The 14,162-nt window shown below is 61.8% G+C and carries 14 protein-coding genes; 11 read left to right on the forward strand and 3 right to left on the reverse strand.

Features of this window, described 5'->3' with window-relative positions:
• The first annotated feature begins 222 nt into the window (after nucleotides 1-222).
• The 5 genes from J9870_RS17810 (at nucleotide 223) to arsH (ending at nucleotide 3,586) form a co-directional block, all read left to right on the forward strand.
• On the forward strand, nucleotides 223-1,278 hold the full coding sequence (locus J9870_RS17810) for a DNA topoisomerase IB (RefSeq protein ID WP_210639294.1): 1,056 nt from the start codon (nucleotides 223-225) through the stop codon (nucleotides 1,276-1,278).
• A 116-nt stretch (nucleotides 1,279-1,394) separates the two neighbouring features.
• Nucleotides 1,395-1,958 carry an ATP-dependent Clp protease proteolytic subunit gene (locus J9870_RS17815; RefSeq protein ID WP_210639295.1) on the forward strand — a complete coding sequence of 188 codons (564 nt, stop codon included), beginning with the start codon at nucleotides 1,395-1,397 and terminating at the stop codon, nucleotides 1,956-1,958.
• 128 nt (nucleotides 1,959-2,086) lie between these two features.
• Nucleotides 2,087-2,266, forward strand: coding sequence for a general stress protein (locus J9870_RS17820; protein WP_210639296.1), 180 nt, complete (start codon nucleotides 2,087-2,089; stop codon nucleotides 2,264-2,266).
• A gap of 141 nt (nucleotides 2,267-2,407) precedes the next feature.
• The gene (locus tag J9870_RS17825; RefSeq protein ID WP_210639297.1) at nucleotides 2,408-2,878 is read left to right on the forward strand and encodes an arsenate reductase ArsC; all 471 of its coding nucleotides are present in this window, start codon (nucleotides 2,408-2,410) and stop codon (nucleotides 2,876-2,878) included.
• Between the two features lie 12 nt (nucleotides 2,879-2,890).
• The gene (gene arsH / locus J9870_RS17830) at nucleotides 2,891-3,586 is read left to right on the forward strand and encodes an arsenical resistance protein ArsH (protein ID WP_210639298.1); all 696 of its coding nucleotides are present in this window, start codon (nucleotides 2,891-2,893) and stop codon (nucleotides 3,584-3,586) included.
• Here arsH and J9870_RS17835 read toward each other — a convergent pair.
• Nucleotides 3,571-4,104 carry a DUF3087 family protein gene (locus J9870_RS17835; protein ID WP_210639299.1) on the reverse strand — a complete coding sequence of 178 codons (534 nt, stop codon included), beginning with the start codon at nucleotides 4,102-4,104 and terminating at the stop codon, nucleotides 3,571-3,573. The genes arsH and J9870_RS17835 overlap by 16 nt on opposite strands.
• 217 nt (nucleotides 4,105-4,321) lie before the next feature.
• Here J9870_RS17835 and ppnN point away from each other — a divergent pair, with 217 nt between their 5' ends.
• Complete coding sequence (gene ppnN / locus J9870_RS17840; RefSeq protein ID WP_210639300.1) at nucleotides 4,322-5,695, forward strand: nucleotide 5'-monophosphate nucleosidase PpnN; 1,374 nt, start codon at nucleotides 4,322-4,324, stop codon at nucleotides 5,693-5,695.
• A 131-nt stretch (nucleotides 5,696-5,826) separates the two neighbouring features.
• On the opposite strand, the gene J9870_RS17845 is transcribed toward ppnN, so the two are convergent.
• Both J9870_RS17845 and J9870_RS17850 read right to left on the reverse strand, forming a co-directional pair.
• Nucleotides 5,827-6,474, reverse strand: coding sequence for an HAD-IA family hydrolase (locus J9870_RS17845; RefSeq protein WP_210639301.1), 648 nt, complete (start codon nucleotides 6,472-6,474; stop codon nucleotides 5,827-5,829).
• Between the two features lie 171 nt (nucleotides 6,475-6,645).
• The gene (locus tag J9870_RS17850; RefSeq protein WP_210639302.1) at nucleotides 6,646-7,992 is read right to left on the reverse strand and encodes an MATE family efflux transporter; all 1,347 of its coding nucleotides are present in this window, start codon (nucleotides 7,990-7,992) and stop codon (nucleotides 6,646-6,648) included.
• A gap of 442 nt (nucleotides 7,993-8,434) precedes the next feature.
• On the opposite strand from J9870_RS17850, the gene J9870_RS17855 reads away from it, so the two are divergent.
• Genes J9870_RS17855 through J9870_RS17875 form a run of 5 tightly spaced genes read left to right on the forward strand, consistent with a single transcriptional unit; the run spans nucleotide 8,435 to nucleotide 14,162 of the window.
• Nucleotides 8,435-9,652, forward strand: a complete 1,218-nt coding sequence (locus tag J9870_RS17855) for a methyl-accepting chemotaxis protein (protein ID WP_210639303.1) — start codon at nucleotides 8,435-8,437, stop codon at nucleotides 9,650-9,652.
• 10 nt (nucleotides 9,653-9,662) lie between these two features.
• Nucleotides 9,663-10,031, forward strand: coding sequence for a response regulator (locus tag J9870_RS17860; protein ID WP_003203044.1), 369 nt, complete (start codon nucleotides 9,663-9,665; stop codon nucleotides 10,029-10,031).
• A gap of 15 nt (nucleotides 10,032-10,046) precedes the next feature.
• A complete protein-coding gene (locus tag J9870_RS17865) occupies nucleotides 10,047-10,331 on the forward strand; it encodes an STAS domain-containing protein (protein ID WP_210639304.1) in 285 nt (94 codons plus the stop codon).
• Between the two features lie 39 nt (nucleotides 10,332-10,370).
• Complete coding sequence (locus tag J9870_RS17870; RefSeq protein ID WP_210639305.1) at nucleotides 10,371-12,470, forward strand: chemotaxis protein CheA; 2,100 nt, start codon at nucleotides 10,371-10,373, stop codon at nucleotides 12,468-12,470.
• Nucleotides 12,471-12,503: 33 nt separating this feature from the next.
• The gene (locus tag J9870_RS17875; protein ID WP_210639306.1) at nucleotides 12,504-14,162 is read left to right on the forward strand and encodes a methyl-accepting chemotaxis protein; all 1,659 of its coding nucleotides are present in this window, start codon (nucleotides 12,504-12,506) and stop codon (nucleotides 14,160-14,162) included.

Raw genomic sequence — 14,162 nt, forward strand, 5'->3', positions numbered from 1 at the left:
CCGAGTCTTGCCCAAACCCCATGTGGGAGCGAGCTTGCTCGCGATGGCGGTGAGTCAGCTTGCATCAATATTGAATGTGCCGACGTCATCGCGAACAAGCTCGGCTCCCACATATTCAGTGGTGTATTCAAGATTCGACGCCCCTCAGAAACTTGGCACGTCCGCAACGGGCTGCGGTCAATCGATCACAGGCCACCGGATTCGTTGCCAAGGACTCTTTTCATGCCCGACACCCTGCCGCCGGATGCACTGCCGGCCGACCTGCATTACGTCGACGACAGCGCCCCCGGTATCACCCGGCGCAAATTGCGCGGCAAGTTCTGTTATTTCGACCCACAGGGCCAGCGCATTACCGACGCCGCCGAAGTCCAGCGCATCAATGCCTTGGCGGTGCCGCCGGCCTACACCGATGTGTGGATCTGCACCGACCCGCGCGGCCATCTCCAGGCCACCGGGCGCGATGCCCGGGGGCGCAAGCAATACCGCTACCACCCGCGTTGGCGAGAAGTGCGCGACGCGGACAAGTATTCACGCATGCTCGAATTCGGCCGCACCCTGCCGCGCTTGCGCAAACGCCTGGAAGAGATCCTGGCCCAGCCCGGTTTCAGCCGCGACAAGGTCATGGCCACGGTCATCACCCTGCTTGATATGACCCTGATCCGGGTCGGTAATACCCAGTACGCCCGGGACAATCGCTCCTACGGCCTGACGACCTTGCGCAGCAAGCATGTCGAGATCAACGGCAGTGCCATCGCCTTCCAGTTCCGTGGCAAGAGCGGCGTCGAACACCAGATCACCGTGAAAGACCGACGCCTGGCGCGGATCATCAAGCGCTGCCAGGAGATCCCCGGGCAGAATCTGTTCCAGTACCTGGACGAAAACGGCGAGCGCCACGCCATCAGTTCCTCGGACATCAACGCCTACCTCAAGACCCTCACCGGCGCCGACTTCACCGCCAAGGACTACCGCACCTGGGCCGGCAGCGCGGCGGCCTTGGCCGGGCTGCGGATGCTGCGTTGGGAAACCGAGACCGAGGCCAAGAAACATGTCGCCGAGATGGTCAGGCAGGTCGCCCGCCAACTGGGCAACACGCCCACCGTCTGTCGCAAGTGCTACATTCATCCAGCAGTGGTCGAGGGTTTCCTGCTCGGCACCCTGAGGGAATTGCCCAAGCCCCGGGCGCGCAAGGGCCTCAGTGACGAAGAAGCCGGGCTGGCGATGTTTCTCCAGCGCATGACACAGGCCGCCGAGATCTGCGAACGGCAGCAACCGGCTTAACACGCGCACGGGCAGCTCACCATAGACGAGGAACATCCGCAGACCGCTGGACTCCCAACAGTACAGCGCCGCCGTTGCGCAGACACCTGAACGGATGAAGTCGACAGGAGTTTCAGATGGCCGAACACATTGTCCATTTCCATTGCCAGATCGATCAGGGCACCACGGAACGCTTCCGGGACAATTGCCTGGAAGCCATCGAAAAAGGCGCTGACTCGCTGATGCTCAATCTCTCGACCGTCGGCGGCAGCACCAACTTCGGTTTCACCCTCTACACCTTCATCAAGTCCCTGCCGGTGCCGGTACGTGCGGTGAACGCCGGCAACATCGAGTCGATGGGCATCGTCATGTACCTGGCCGCCAGCGACCGCACCACCACCCCTCATTCACGCTTTCTGATCCACCCGATGAACTGGTATTTCGGCCAGAAATCGGTGGACCACTCACGCTTGCGCGAGTACCTGTCCAGCCTGGACAACGACGTGGCGCGCTACGTGGAAATCTATGTCAAGGAAACCGCGGGCGCCGCGACCCAGCTGGATATTTTCAAATGCCTGTGTGCCGAGGAACGGGTCATCCCGGCGGAAAACTCCCTGGCTTTCGGCATTGCGCATCGGGTCGAACAAGTGGTTTTCCCGGCGGATGCCAAGCATTGGAAAGTCAGCGGTGGCGAGGACTAGAAGCGCAGACCGCTGGCTGCTGACCATTCGTCGCGAGCAAGCGGTTTTTATTAAACTTCCGCCGGCCATTTTCTTTCCCAAATAATGCGAGGCACGTTGCTCGCTCAACCAAAATGAGGATTCTCGAAATGGCCAGTAGCGGAAACAAAAACCCAGGCAACTTCGCCAACGATCGTGACAAAGCATCTGAAGCCGGCAAGAAAGGCGGACAAGCGTCAGGCGGCAACGTTGCCAACGACCGGCAAAAAGGCACTGGAGCCGGTAACAAAGGTAGCGAACGCAGCCAAGGCGGCGGCAGAAAATCGTAACGAACCTAACCGTTGGGGCGCAGACGTGCTGCGCCCTGACGCTATCCGCTCATTCCCCCGCCACAAATACGAAATTCCATATATTCGATTATCCGCATATACTCCGGCGCAGCCCACCCTTGCGCTTATCGGAGCCGATCGATGAAAGTCCTCTTCATGTGCACAGCCAACAGCTGCCGCAGCATTCTCAGCGAAGCGATGTTCAACCATCTGGCCCCGGCCGGGTTCGAAGCCGTCAGCGCCGGCAGTTTCCCCAAGGGCCACGTACTGCCGCGCAGCCTGAGCACCTTGCAGGAAGCCGGTATCAGCACCCAAGGCTTGCGCAGCAAGGGTAACGACGCGTTCGAGGGCAGCCCGCCGGACATCGTCATCACCGTGTGCGACAGCGCCGCCCGCGACGCTTGCCCGGTGTACTTCGGTCCGGCGATCAAGGCCCACTGGGGCCTGGTCGATCCATCGACCGTCAAAGGCAGCGACGATCAGATCGGCCAGGCCTTCCATGCCACCCTGGATCGTATCGAAAGCCGCTGCCGGGCGTTTTTCGCCCTGCCCTTCGGCCAACTCGATGCCCAGGCCCTGAAAGCCGAGCTCGACCGCATCGGCACCCTCTGACCCGGAGCCCCCATGAGCGACGACTTGCCCAACCTCGACGCGGCCCTGTCCCAGAGCATCGCAGGCGTCAGCGATGGCCCCCACAAGCCACGCATCCTCCTGCTCTATGGTTCGACCCGGCCGCGTTCGTTCAGCCGTTTGCTGGTGGAGGAAGCGGCGCGGCTGTTGGAGCACTTCGGTGCCGAGACCCGCATTTTCAATCCATCCGGCCTGCCGTTGCCCGATGACGCGCCGAGCAGCCACCCCAAGGTCCAGGAACTGCTGGATTTGATGATGTGGTCCGAAGGCCAGGTGTGGTGCTCACCGGAACGGCATGGTTCGATGTCGGCGGTGTTCAAGGCGCAGATCGACTGGGTGCCGCTGGCGCTGGGCGCGGTGCGTCCGACCCAGGGCAAGACCCTGGCGGTGATGCAGGTGTCCGGCGGCTCGCAGTCGTTCAACACCGTCAATCAGCTGCGAGTGCTGGGCCGCTGGATGCGCATGTTCACCATCCCCAACCAGTCGTCGGTACCCAAGGCGTTCCTGGAGTTCGACGAGCACAACCGCATGAAACCCTCGGCCCTGTATGACCGAGTGGTGGACGTGATGGAAGAGCTGGTGAGGTTCACCGTGCTATTGCGTGACCGCCCGGACTTGGTGGACCGTTACTCCGAACGCAAGGAGTCGGCCGAAGAACTGTCCAAGCGGGTCAATCAACGCTCGATATAGCTGCGCTTGACCGCCTCGATCCAGGCTGGATCCAGGCGCGATTGCTCAGTGTCCAGGTTCAGCGCTTGCATCTTCGCCAAGTGCTCGTCGGCCTCGCGGGCAAGCGCACCCTGGGCGCTGGAGTTGGCATCCAGTTGATGCATCTGGGTCAACCCCAAGTGATAGAAGCGCAGCAGCTTCATGGCTGTTGGGTCCTGGGCCTGTACACCGGCCGTCACCTGGTGCATCACATTGGTGATTTTCATCAGGCTGCGCTTGAGCTGCCAGCCATACACCGCTGCGGCCATCCACGGCTGCGACCAGAAATACAGGCGCATCAGCGCAGCCATCGCCAGCACCGCGACAATCACCCCTGCGAGATTGAAGCGAAAGTTATCGCCTCCAGGCGTTCCGAACAGCATCACCGCCAGGCTGGACAGCAGCATCGCCAGGGCCAGGAACGTCACGGCGACGATGAGAGTGCTGCGACGGGTCTGCTGTCGGTAGGTGCCGGCATCCCACGGTTTGATCTCGAACATCGCGAGGTAATTTCCTTGTACGGCAGAAAAAGTGTCGCGCATTATCGCCTGCCCGGCCGATTTAGCTATGCTGGAACTCATTTTGTGCTGCAACCGAGCCCAAGGATGCGGATCAAAGTCCATGGCGATACCGCAAGGATCGTGCGATCTTCCTACGTGGACGTATTTTCAAAGATGCCGTCGTTGTGTGCATGGCATCGTTTTCAAGGAAAGCTGAATGACTCAAAGACATGTAATCAACGCCTCGGTAAGCCCAAAGGGCAGCCTGGAGACCTTGTCCCAGCGCGAAGTCCAACAACTGAGCGAAGCCGGTTCCGGCAGTATCTACACCCTCTTTCGCCAGTGCGCCCTGGCCATCCTCAACACCGGCGCCCATGTTGATAACGCCAAGACCATCCTGGAAGCCTACAAGGACTTCGAGATCCGCATTCACCAGCAGGACCGCGGCGTACGCCTGGAGCTGCTGAACGCGCCGGCCGACGCCTTCGTCGACGGCGAAATGATCGCCAGCACCCGCGAGATGCTGTTCAGCGCCCTGCGCGACATCGTCTACACCGAGAACGAACTGGACAGCCAGCGCATCGACCTGAGCTCGTCCCAGGGCATCAGCGACTACGTGTTCCACCTGCTACGCAACGCCCGCACCTTGCGTCCCGGCGTGGAGCCGAAAATCGTCGTGTGCTGGGGCGGTCACTCGATCAACACCGAGGAATACAAATACACCAAGAAAGTCGGCCATGAACTGGGCCTGCGCAGCCTGGACATCTGCACCGGCTGCGGCCCGGGTGTGATGAAGGGGCCGATGAAAGGCGCCACCATCGCCCACGCCAAGCAGCGGATCCATGGTGGCCGTTACCTGGGCCTGACGGAGCCGGGCATTATCGCCGCCGAGGCGCCGAACCCGATCGTCAATGAGCTGGTGATCCTGCCGGACATCGAGAAACGCCTGGAAGCCTTCGTGCGCGTGGGCCATGGCATCATCATCTTCCCAGGCGGTGCCGGTACAGCGGAGGAGTTCCTCTACCTACTGGGCATCCTGATGCACCCGGCCAACCAGGACCTGCCCTTCCCGGTGGTCCTCACCGGGCCGAAAAGCGCCGCGCCGTACCTCGATCAGTTGCACGCGTTCGTCGGTGCGACCCTGGGCGAGGACGCGCAAAAGCACTACCAGATCATCATCGACGACCCGGCCGAAGTGGCCCGGCAGATGACCCAGGGCCTCAAGGAGGTCAAGCAGTTCCGCCGCGAGCGCAACGACGCCTTCCACTTCAACTGGCTGCTGAAGATCGACGAAGGCTTCCAGCGTCCGTTCGACCCGACCCACGCGAACATGGCCAGCCTGGGCCTGCGCCGCGACCTGCCCGCCCACGAACTGGCGGCCAACCTGCGCCGGGCGTTCTCCGGGATCGTGGCGGGTAACGTCAAGGACAAGGGCATCCGCCTGATCGAGGAGCGCGGCCCGTACGAAATCCACGGCGACGCCGCGATCATGGAGCCCCTCGACCGCCTGCTCCAGGCCTTCGTCGCCCAACACCGCATGAAACTGCCGGGCGGCGCGGCGTACGTACCATGCTATCGCGTGGTGACCTGAGCTATTTGAGGACCACCATAGATCCAACGTGGGAGCGAGCTTGCTCGCGATGACAGCGGCACATTCAGCACTGATACAAGCTGACCCACCGCTATCGCGAGCAAGCTCGCTCCCACAGGGGATTTGTGTGATTACTGAATCCGCATCCGGCCGGCTTCATCCACTTCAATGCCTAGCCCACGGTAATCCTTGATCTGCGGATGGCGGGTGTCCACCGGATGCGCGTGCGTCGCCGTCACCACCATCACATTCGCCCCTGCGGCCTCGCCAGCGCGAATGCCGGCGGCGGCGTCTTCAAAGACCAGGCATTCCTCGGGCGCCACCTGCAACCGCTCCGCTGCCAGGCGATAGCAGGCGGGGTTGGGTTTGCCGTCGCTGACGTCTTCGGAAGTGACCATCACCAAAGGGCGTGGAATCCCGGCGGCTTCCATGCGGCGCAACGCCAATGCCATCGGCGCCGAGGTGACAATCGCCCATTGGCCGGAGGGCAGGCTTTTCAGAAACGCAGCCGCACCGGCCACTTGCACCACGCCTTCGACATCCTCGATTTCCTCCCGGGTAATCTGCTCAGCCTCGACCTGGGCGTCCAGCCCCGGCAAGTGCTGGCGGGCAATGGTGTCGATGGCGCGCACGCCGTGAATCGTTGGCAGGAACGTCGCTACGTCCACGCCGTGGCGCAGGGCCCAGCGTGTCCAGATGCGCTCGGCGGCGGCGATGGAGTTGAGCAGCGTGCCGTCCATGTCGAAGAGGAAAGCGCGGTAGGAACGGTTGGCAGGCATCGGGATCCTCGGTGATGAAGGGTGGATGACGGTCACTGTAACATCGCCAGGCACTGTCCCCCTGTGGGAGAGAGCTTGCTCGCGATGACGTCGGAACATTCAGTATTGATGCAAGCTGATCCACCGCTATCGCGAGCAAGCTCGCTCCCACAGGGTTCCGTGGTGGGCCGATTACACCAACCGCTCAATCGGCTGATGCTGCCAGACCAGTTTGTAATACAGCGTCTGCAACAGCAGCATGCTCAGGTACGCCACGGGAAACGCCATCCATACCCCTTGCAAGCCGAAGTGGGCATCCAGCAGATACGCCGCTGGCACCTGCACACCGACGATGCAGAAGACCGAGATCGCCACCGGCACCAACACCGTGCCGCTGGCGCGCATGATGCCACCGACAATCGCCTGGAAGCCGAACACCAGCAGGCTCCAGAGCATGATGTGCAGCAGGTGTTCGGCCTGTACCCGCGCCGCCGGGTCGGTGATGAACAGACCCAGCAGCCAGTGGGACAACAGATAGCCCAACACCACCAGCCCACCGGTGAGCCAGAGGTTGATCAAAAGCCCCGTGCGCAGGATCGGCCCAAGGCGCTCCAGGCGGCCGGCGCCGATGGCCTGGGCTCCGAGGATCGAGGCGGTGATGGCGATCGACAGCGCCGGGAACTGCACGTAGTTGACGATCTGCGTCACCGCACCGTAGGCCGCTGTGGCTTGGGAACCGTGCTGGTTGACCAACGCCAGGATCACCAGCTCCGACAACGAGATCACCACCATCTGCAACCCCGTGGGCAGGCCGATGCGCAGCACCTTGCCGAGGATATCCATGTCCAGGCGCATCGCCGCGAACAACGCACGATCCGGCGCCAAGGCGTGCGCGCGACGGTTCAGGCGCCACGCCAGCATCAGCATCGCCGAGGTAGTCCCCACCAACCCCGCCAATGCCGCGCTCTGGATGCCCATCTGCGGCAGGCCCAGCCAGCCGCGAATCAACGCAGGCGTGAGTATCAACCCGACGCTGGTGGACACCAGCAACGCCAACATCGGTGACACCGTATCGCTCACCCCGCGTAGCAGTTGGGTGAACAGCACGAATACCAGCAACATCGGCAGGATCCACATCATGACCCGGGCATAGGAAACGGCGTCTTCCAGCACATCGGCCGGCGTGCCGAGCCCCTGCAACGCCTGACGCGCAAAGACACTGCCGAGCACTGCCGCCACCAGCCCGATGATCGCTCCCAACAACAGCGTCGAGCCGGCGATGGCCTTCACCGTACCGGTTTGCCCGGCACCGTAGGCTTGCCCGATCAACACACCCGCCCCCGCCCCCAGGCCGATGACCAGGGCAATGAAGAAGAACACAATGGGAAACATGCCCGACACCGAGGCCAGTGCCTGGGTGCCGAGCATCTGACCGATGTAGATGCTGTTGAGCGTACCGGACATGGACTGCAGGAAATTGGACAGGACCATGGGGGCCAGGAACAGGAGATAGGTTTTCCAGAGGGGCTGGGTGGGCATGGGGGCTCGTGATGGCAGGTTCGACAATTCGGGTGCCGGTAATTTAGCGCAATCCATACCAGCGGCGAGGGGATTTATCTGTGGCTAGGGGATTTATCCTCGTTGGGTTGCGCAGCAGCCCCCCCGTATATATCTGCCACTGTGGTGCATCGGCAGGAAGCAGTGGGGGCTGCTGCACAGCCCAACGGGGATGAACCCCTCGCCACAAAGCGCCCTGCTCCCGGTCCAGACCCGGCTCTACGCGCAGGCTATACCTTCGTCGGGTGCCCTCGACATTTCACAGACTGCGACTAATCTGAGATAGCACAGTGCCAGACACTGTGTAGGTGAATGCCTATAGCTATGTGATATCGGACGACTGGTCTTCAAGTCCGAGCAAAGGACGCAGATAACCAGTTATTCGCAAATAACCAGTTAGCTACATTTGTTCAAGGACCGAACCATGACGTCGTATTCACCCGGTCACTCCCCTTCCCAACCCCAGCCACGCGTCCTTTGGAGCGCCGTGCTCGTGGGTATCGTGGCAAGTGTCGGCGTGCTGGCACTCAACGGTCCGAGTGCACAAAACATCGCTTTGAGTGCAGCCGTCGTGGCCTTGGGCATCGGTGCTGGCGTATGGGGCGCCCGCTCCCAGCGGCGCCAGCTCGACAGCGCAGTTGCAGCGGCCATTGCCCACCACGCGTTGCAAGCCGCCGAACACCCGGGCCTTAAAAACGGCGCGCAGCTCAACGAAGTCATCCTCGGAGCCATGCCAATCTGGGCCAAGCAGGTAGAAAGCTCCCGGCAGCAGACCGAAACCGCGATTGTCTCGCTGACCAGCCGCTTCACCGGCATTTCCGCACGCCTGGAAGACACCGTGCAAGCTTCGCAACTGGCCGCGGGCGAACTGGCCAGCAAAAGCGGTGGCGGCGCCGTACAGGTGCTGGCCCAGAGCGAAGGCGAACTGGTTCAGGTTATCGACTCCTTGAAGGCCACCCAGGCCAGCCGCGATGAAACCCTGGCCCAGGTGCGCAACCTCACCGCTTATACCGGTGAGCTGCGGACCATGGCCGCCGATGTCGCCGCGATTGCCGCACAGACCAACCTGCTGGCCCTCAACGCCGCCATCGAAGCCGCCCGTGCCGGTGAAGCCGGGCGCGGCTTTGCAGTGGTAGCCGACGCGGTTCGCAGCTTGTCGAGCAAATCCAGCGAGACCGGCCAGCAGATGTCGGCCAAGGTCGACATCATCAACACTGCCATCACCCAACTGGTCCAGGCCGCCTCCAGCGGCGCGGACCAGGACAGCCATTCGGTCAGCGCCTCCGAGGAAAGCATCCAGCAGGTGCTGGAACGTTTCAAGAGCGTCACCGGGCGGCTGGCCGAATCGGCTGACATGCTCCAACAGGAGAGCTTCGGCATTCGTGACGAACTCACCGAAGTGCTGGTCAGCCTGCAATTCCAGGATCGGGTCAGCCAGATCCTCAGCCACGTGCGCGACAACATAGAGGACCTGCATGTGCACATACAGCAGGCCAGTCAGTCGCCCGACCAGGCCGTCTCCATCGATGCCCGCCAATGGCTGGCCCGCATGGAAACCACTTATGCCACCGACGAGCAACGCCGCAATCATCACGGCGACTCGGGCGCGCAACAGGTTTCACAGGAAATAACCTTCTTTTAGGAGAGCCTTCATGGCTAAAAGTGTATTGGTTGTCGACGACTCCGCGAGCGTTCGGCAGGTCGTCGGCATCGCGTTGAAAAGTGCCGGCTACGACGTGATCGAGGCCAGCGATGGCAAGGATGCACTGGGCAAGCTCAACGGCCAGAAAGTGCACCTGATCATCAGCGACGTGAACATGCCCAACATGGACGGCATCACCTTCGTCAAGGAGGTCAAGAAGCTGGCCAGCTACAAGTTCACGCCGATCATCATGCTCACCACCGAATCCCAGGAGTCGAAGAAACAAGAGGGCCAGGCAGCGGGCGCCAAGGCCTGGGTGGTCAAGCCGTTCCAACCGGCGCAGATGCTGGCGGCGGTTTCCAAACTGATTCTTCCTTGATTGCCGGAGGCTGTGATGCCGTTGCTGTACGAAACCCACGATGACATCGCGCAGGTACAGATCGACGGCGAGCTGACGATCTACACCGCCGCCGACCTGGCCACGCAGTGGCTACCGCACCTGGGGGCAACGCCACACATGGAACTCGACCTGTCACAGGTCACGGAAATGGACGGCGCCGGATTGCAACTGTTGATGATGGTCCAGCGCGAAGCTCCCAAGGCCGGTACCCGACTGACGCTGACCGGCCGTAGCAAAGCCGTCACGGAAACACTCGCCCTGTGCAACCTGGTTGCCTAAAGGCCCCGCAATACGTCGGACACGACAAAGGATATGAGCGTGAGCATCAATCTCGATCAGGCACAACAAACGTTCATCGTCGAGGCACGGGAACAGTTGCAGGCAATGGAGGAGTCCCTGCTGCAACTGGAAACCGACCCCGAGGACGATGATGCGATCGGCGCGATCTTCCGGGCGGCCCATACGATCAAGGGTTCGGCCGGATTGTTCGGCCTGGAACCGATCGTCAGCTTCACCCACATCGTCGAAGATGTGCTCGATCGTCTGCGTGACGGTAGCGTCGCCGTGGACCCAGGCTTGATCGCCGTGCTGCTCAAGTCCGGCGATCATATGCTGGAGCTGATCGACGTGGTCGCCAACCAGGGCTCGACGTTGCAGCCCCCTGCCCTGGCCCGGGAAATGGAGCTGTGCCAGATCCTCCAGGAATACCAGGCGCCGCCCTCGGCGCCAGACACCAAGCCCGCCCAGGCCACCGGCACCGAAGCAGCCGAGTCCAGCGAAGCGGTCCTCTGGCACATTTCCCTGCGTTTCGGCCAGGAGGTTTTCCGCAACGGCATGGACCCCTTGTCGTTCCTGCGCTACCTGCAAACCCTCGGTGAAATCGTCGACATCACGACGCTGACCGAGGCCTTGCCCGCGCTCGAGGAGTGGGATGCCGAGTCCTGCTACCTGGGCTTTGAACTGGACGTGCGTTCCAGCGCCCCTTACGCGGCGCTCAACGAAGTATTCGATTTCGTCCGTGAAGACTGCTCGGTCGAGATCTTCGCCGTCGACGAGCCACCCGACGTCGCGATACAGACCGGCACCGGTTTGCTGGCACAACAACAGCAAGACAACACCGAGAGTACTGGCATGGTCACCACCGGCGAACTGATGGCCGACCAACGCTCGACGTCTCGTGTTCCCGCCCAGATAGCGGACAAGAGTGAGAACAAGGCCAAGGACGGCAGCTATGTGCGGGTCAACGCCGACAAGCTGGACGAGTTGATCAACCTGGTGGGGGAACTGGTCATCGCCAGTGCCGGTGCCAGCCTGCTGGCGCGTACCTGCAACAACGATCCGTTGCAGGAGTCCACCTCGACGGTGTCGGCCCTGGTGGAAGAAATCCTCGATGGCGCCCTGCGCCTGCGCATGATCCCCATCGGCGAAACCTTCAACCGGTTCCGTCGGGTGGTGCGCGATGTCAGCCAGGAATTGGGCAAGGACATCGACCTGATCATCAGCGGTGCGGAAACCGAACTGGACAAGACCGTGGTGGAAAAAATCGGCGATCCGCTCATGCACCTGCTGCGCAACGCCATGGACCACGGTATCGAAACCGCCGAGGCACGCCTGGCGGCCGGCAAGCCGGCCAAGGGGCATCTGCACCTCAATGCCTATCACGATTCGGGCAGCATCGTGCTGGAAATCGCCGACGACGGTGCCGGCCTGAACCGCGATCGAATCCTGGAAAAGGCCCAGGAGCGTGGTTTGCTCGCCCCAGGCGCGAGCCCGACCGACCAAGAGATTTACAACCTGATCTTCGAACCCGGCTTCTCCACCGCCCAGGCCGTCACCAACCTTTCGGGACGTGGCGTGGGTATGGACGTGGTCAAGCGCAACATCACCCTGCTGCGCGGCACTGTCGACCTCGACAGCCAACCGGGCAAGGGCACCGTGGTGCGCATTCGGCTGCCGCTGACCCTGGCGATCATCAATGGTTTTCTGGTGGGCATCGACCAGTCCACTTACGTCATCCCGCTGGACATGGTCCAGGAATGCATCGAACTGAGCGAAGTCGATGGGCTGGCCAGCCGTGAACAAGGCTACCTCGATCTGCGCGGCGAAGTGTTGCCCCTGGTCTACCTGCGTGATCACTTCAACCATGAAGGCCCGGCCTCGCGCCGGCAGAACGTGGTGGTGGTGCGTTACGCCGAACTCAAGGCCGGGCTGGTGGTGGATGACTTGCTGGGTGAATTCCAGACCGTCATCAAGCCCCTGGGCAAGCTGTTCGGTGCCCTGCGCGGCATCAGTGGCTCGACCATCCTGGGCAGCGGCGCCGTAGCGTTGATTCTCGACGTGCCGGCGCTGCTCACCCAGATCGCACAGATAGAAAACCGCTACACCTCAACTCAATTACAACAAGCCACTGCTCGCTGACGCTTTAGCAATTCCATGGAGAGGTACTTCCCAATGAAATGGTTCTACGATCTTAGAATCGCCACCAAACTGATCACTTCATTTCTGGTGGTGCTGGCCCTGACCGCCGCCATGGGAGGGTTCGCGATCCTCCAACTGGGCGAGGTGAACGGCACCACCATCGAGATCCGGGAAAACTGGATGCCGTCCATGCGCGCCGCCTCGGGCATGCGTTTCTACGCGGCGAATTATCGCCTCAAGGAAAACCGCCATATCACCGCCGATTCCGAGCAGGAACGCGTGACCATCGAGAATGAAGCGGAAGAAGCCAAAAAGGCCTTTGAAACGCGCATGGCGACCTATGAAAAACTGCTCTCCAACGCCGAAGACCGCCAACTGTTCGAAACCACCCGCAATGACTGGGCCGCGTACCTCACGGTGAGCAAGGACCTGCTCGCGCTGTCCCGGCAGAACCTGACCGAACAAGCCCATGCACTGCTCAAGAGCGAGTCCAAACGTCAATTCGAGCTGGTGACCAGCGATTTGCAAAAAATGGTGGAGCTCAATGATGTAGGGGCAGGTAAAGCCAGCGAGCGTGGCGCAGCGCTGTTTGAAAAATCGCGTCTGTCGATCATCGCCGTGCTGGTCGCCGCCCTGCTGGTGGGCCTGGGCCTGGCGCTGTTCATTTCGCGGATTATCTCACGGCCATTGAAACAGGCCGCAGCCGTCGCCGAACAATTGGCCGAAGGCAACCTGAATGCAAAAATCGAAAGCGGCTCCAAGGACGAAACCGGCATGGTGCTCAACGCCATGCAGAACATGGTCGGCAAGCTGTCCCACATCATCGGTGAAGTGCGCAACGCAGCGGACAACCTGGCCAGCGCCTCCGAAGAAGTCAGCGCCACCGCGCAATCCATGAGCCAGGCCACCAGTGAACAGGCGGCCAGCGTCGAGGAAACCAGCGCCTCCATCGAGCAGATGAGCGCCAGCATCAACCAGAACACCGAGAACGCCAAAGTCACCGACGGCATGGCCAGCAAGGCCGCCAAGGAAGCCACCGACGGCGGCGAATCGGTGCAGCAGACCGTGGTGGCGATGAAGAAAATCGCCCAGCGCATCAGCATCATCGACGACATCGCCTACCAGACCAACCTGCTGGCGCTCAACGCCGCCATCGAAGCGGCCCGCGCCGGTGAACATGGCAAAGGCTTCGCCGTCGTCGCCGCCGAAGTGCGCAAACTGGCCGAACGCAGTCAGGTGGCGGCCCAGGAAATCGGCGAGCTGTCCTCCAGCAGCGTTGACATGGCCGAGAAGGCCGGGCATTTGCTCAACGAGATGGTACCGTCCATCAACAAGACCTCGGACCTGGTGCAGGAAATCAGCGCCGCCTCCGAAGAGCAGGCCGCTGGCGTGGCGCAGATCAACACCGCCATGACTCAGCTCAACCAGGTGACCCAGCAGAACGCCTCCAGCAGCGAAGAGCTGGCCGCCACCGCCGAGGAAATGAGCAGCCAGGCCGAACAGCTGCAACAGGCCATGAGTTTCTTCACCCTGGACACGCCGCCCAAGTCGGCCGGCCAGCCCCTGAAGGTGGACAACACGCCTGGCCCGTCCAGCCGCAAACCGACCCGAGCCGCCGTGCCCGCATTGCCCAAGGCGTTTGCCTACAGCATGGCCAGCGCTCCGGACGAATCCGAATTCACCCGGTTCTGA

It is taken from the genome of Pseudomonas sp. Tri1 (assembly GCF_017968885.1).
Lineage (GTDB): Bacteria > Pseudomonadota > Gammaproteobacteria > Pseudomonadales > Pseudomonadaceae > Aquipseudomonas.

Bases quoted from the DNA above. Each gene is read 5' to 3' on its own strand.
- J9870_RS17820 (WP_210639296.1), top strand. From the start codon at position 2,087: ATGGCCAGTAGCGGAAACAAAAACCCAGGCAACTTCGCCAACGATCGT.
- J9870_RS17875 (WP_210639306.1), top strand. From the start codon at position 12,504: ATGAAATGGTTCTACGATCTTAGAATCGCCACCAAACTGATCACTTCA.
- J9870_RS17850 (WP_210639302.1), bottom strand. From the start codon at position 7,992: ATGCCCACCCAGCCCCTCTGGAAAACCTATCTCCTGTTCCTGGCCCCC.
- arsH (WP_210639298.1), top strand. From the start codon at position 2,891: ATGAGCGACGACTTGCCCAACCTCGACGCGGCCCTGTCCCAGAGCATC.
- J9870_RS17810 (WP_210639294.1), top strand. From the start codon at position 223: ATGCCCGACACCCTGCCGCCGGATGCACTGCCGGCCGACCTGCATTAC.
- J9870_RS17845 (WP_210639301.1), bottom strand. From the start codon at position 6,474: ATGCCTGCCAACCGTTCCTACCGCGCTTTCCTCTTCGACATGGACGGC.
- J9870_RS17860 (WP_003203044.1), top strand. From the start codon at position 9,663: ATGGCTAAAAGTGTATTGGTTGTCGACGACTCCGCGAGCGTTCGGCAG.
- ppnN (WP_210639300.1), top strand. From the start codon at position 4,322: ATGACTCAAAGACATGTAATCAACGCCTCGGTAAGCCCAAAGGGCAGC.
- J9870_RS17865 (WP_210639304.1), top strand. From the start codon at position 10,047: ATGCCGTTGCTGTACGAAACCCACGATGACATCGCGCAGGTACAGATC.
- J9870_RS17855 (WP_210639303.1), top strand. From the start codon at position 8,435: ATGACGTCGTATTCACCCGGTCACTCCCCTTCCCAACCCCAGCCACGC.
- J9870_RS17825 (WP_210639297.1), top strand. From the start codon at position 2,408: ATGAAAGTCCTCTTCATGTGCACAGCCAACAGCTGCCGCAGCATTCTC.
- J9870_RS17835 (WP_210639299.1), bottom strand. From the start codon at position 4,104: ATGTTCGAGATCAAACCGTGGGATGCCGGCACCTACCGACAGCAGACC.
- J9870_RS17815 (WP_210639295.1), top strand. From the start codon at position 1,395: ATGGCCGAACACATTGTCCATTTCCATTGCCAGATCGATCAGGGCACC.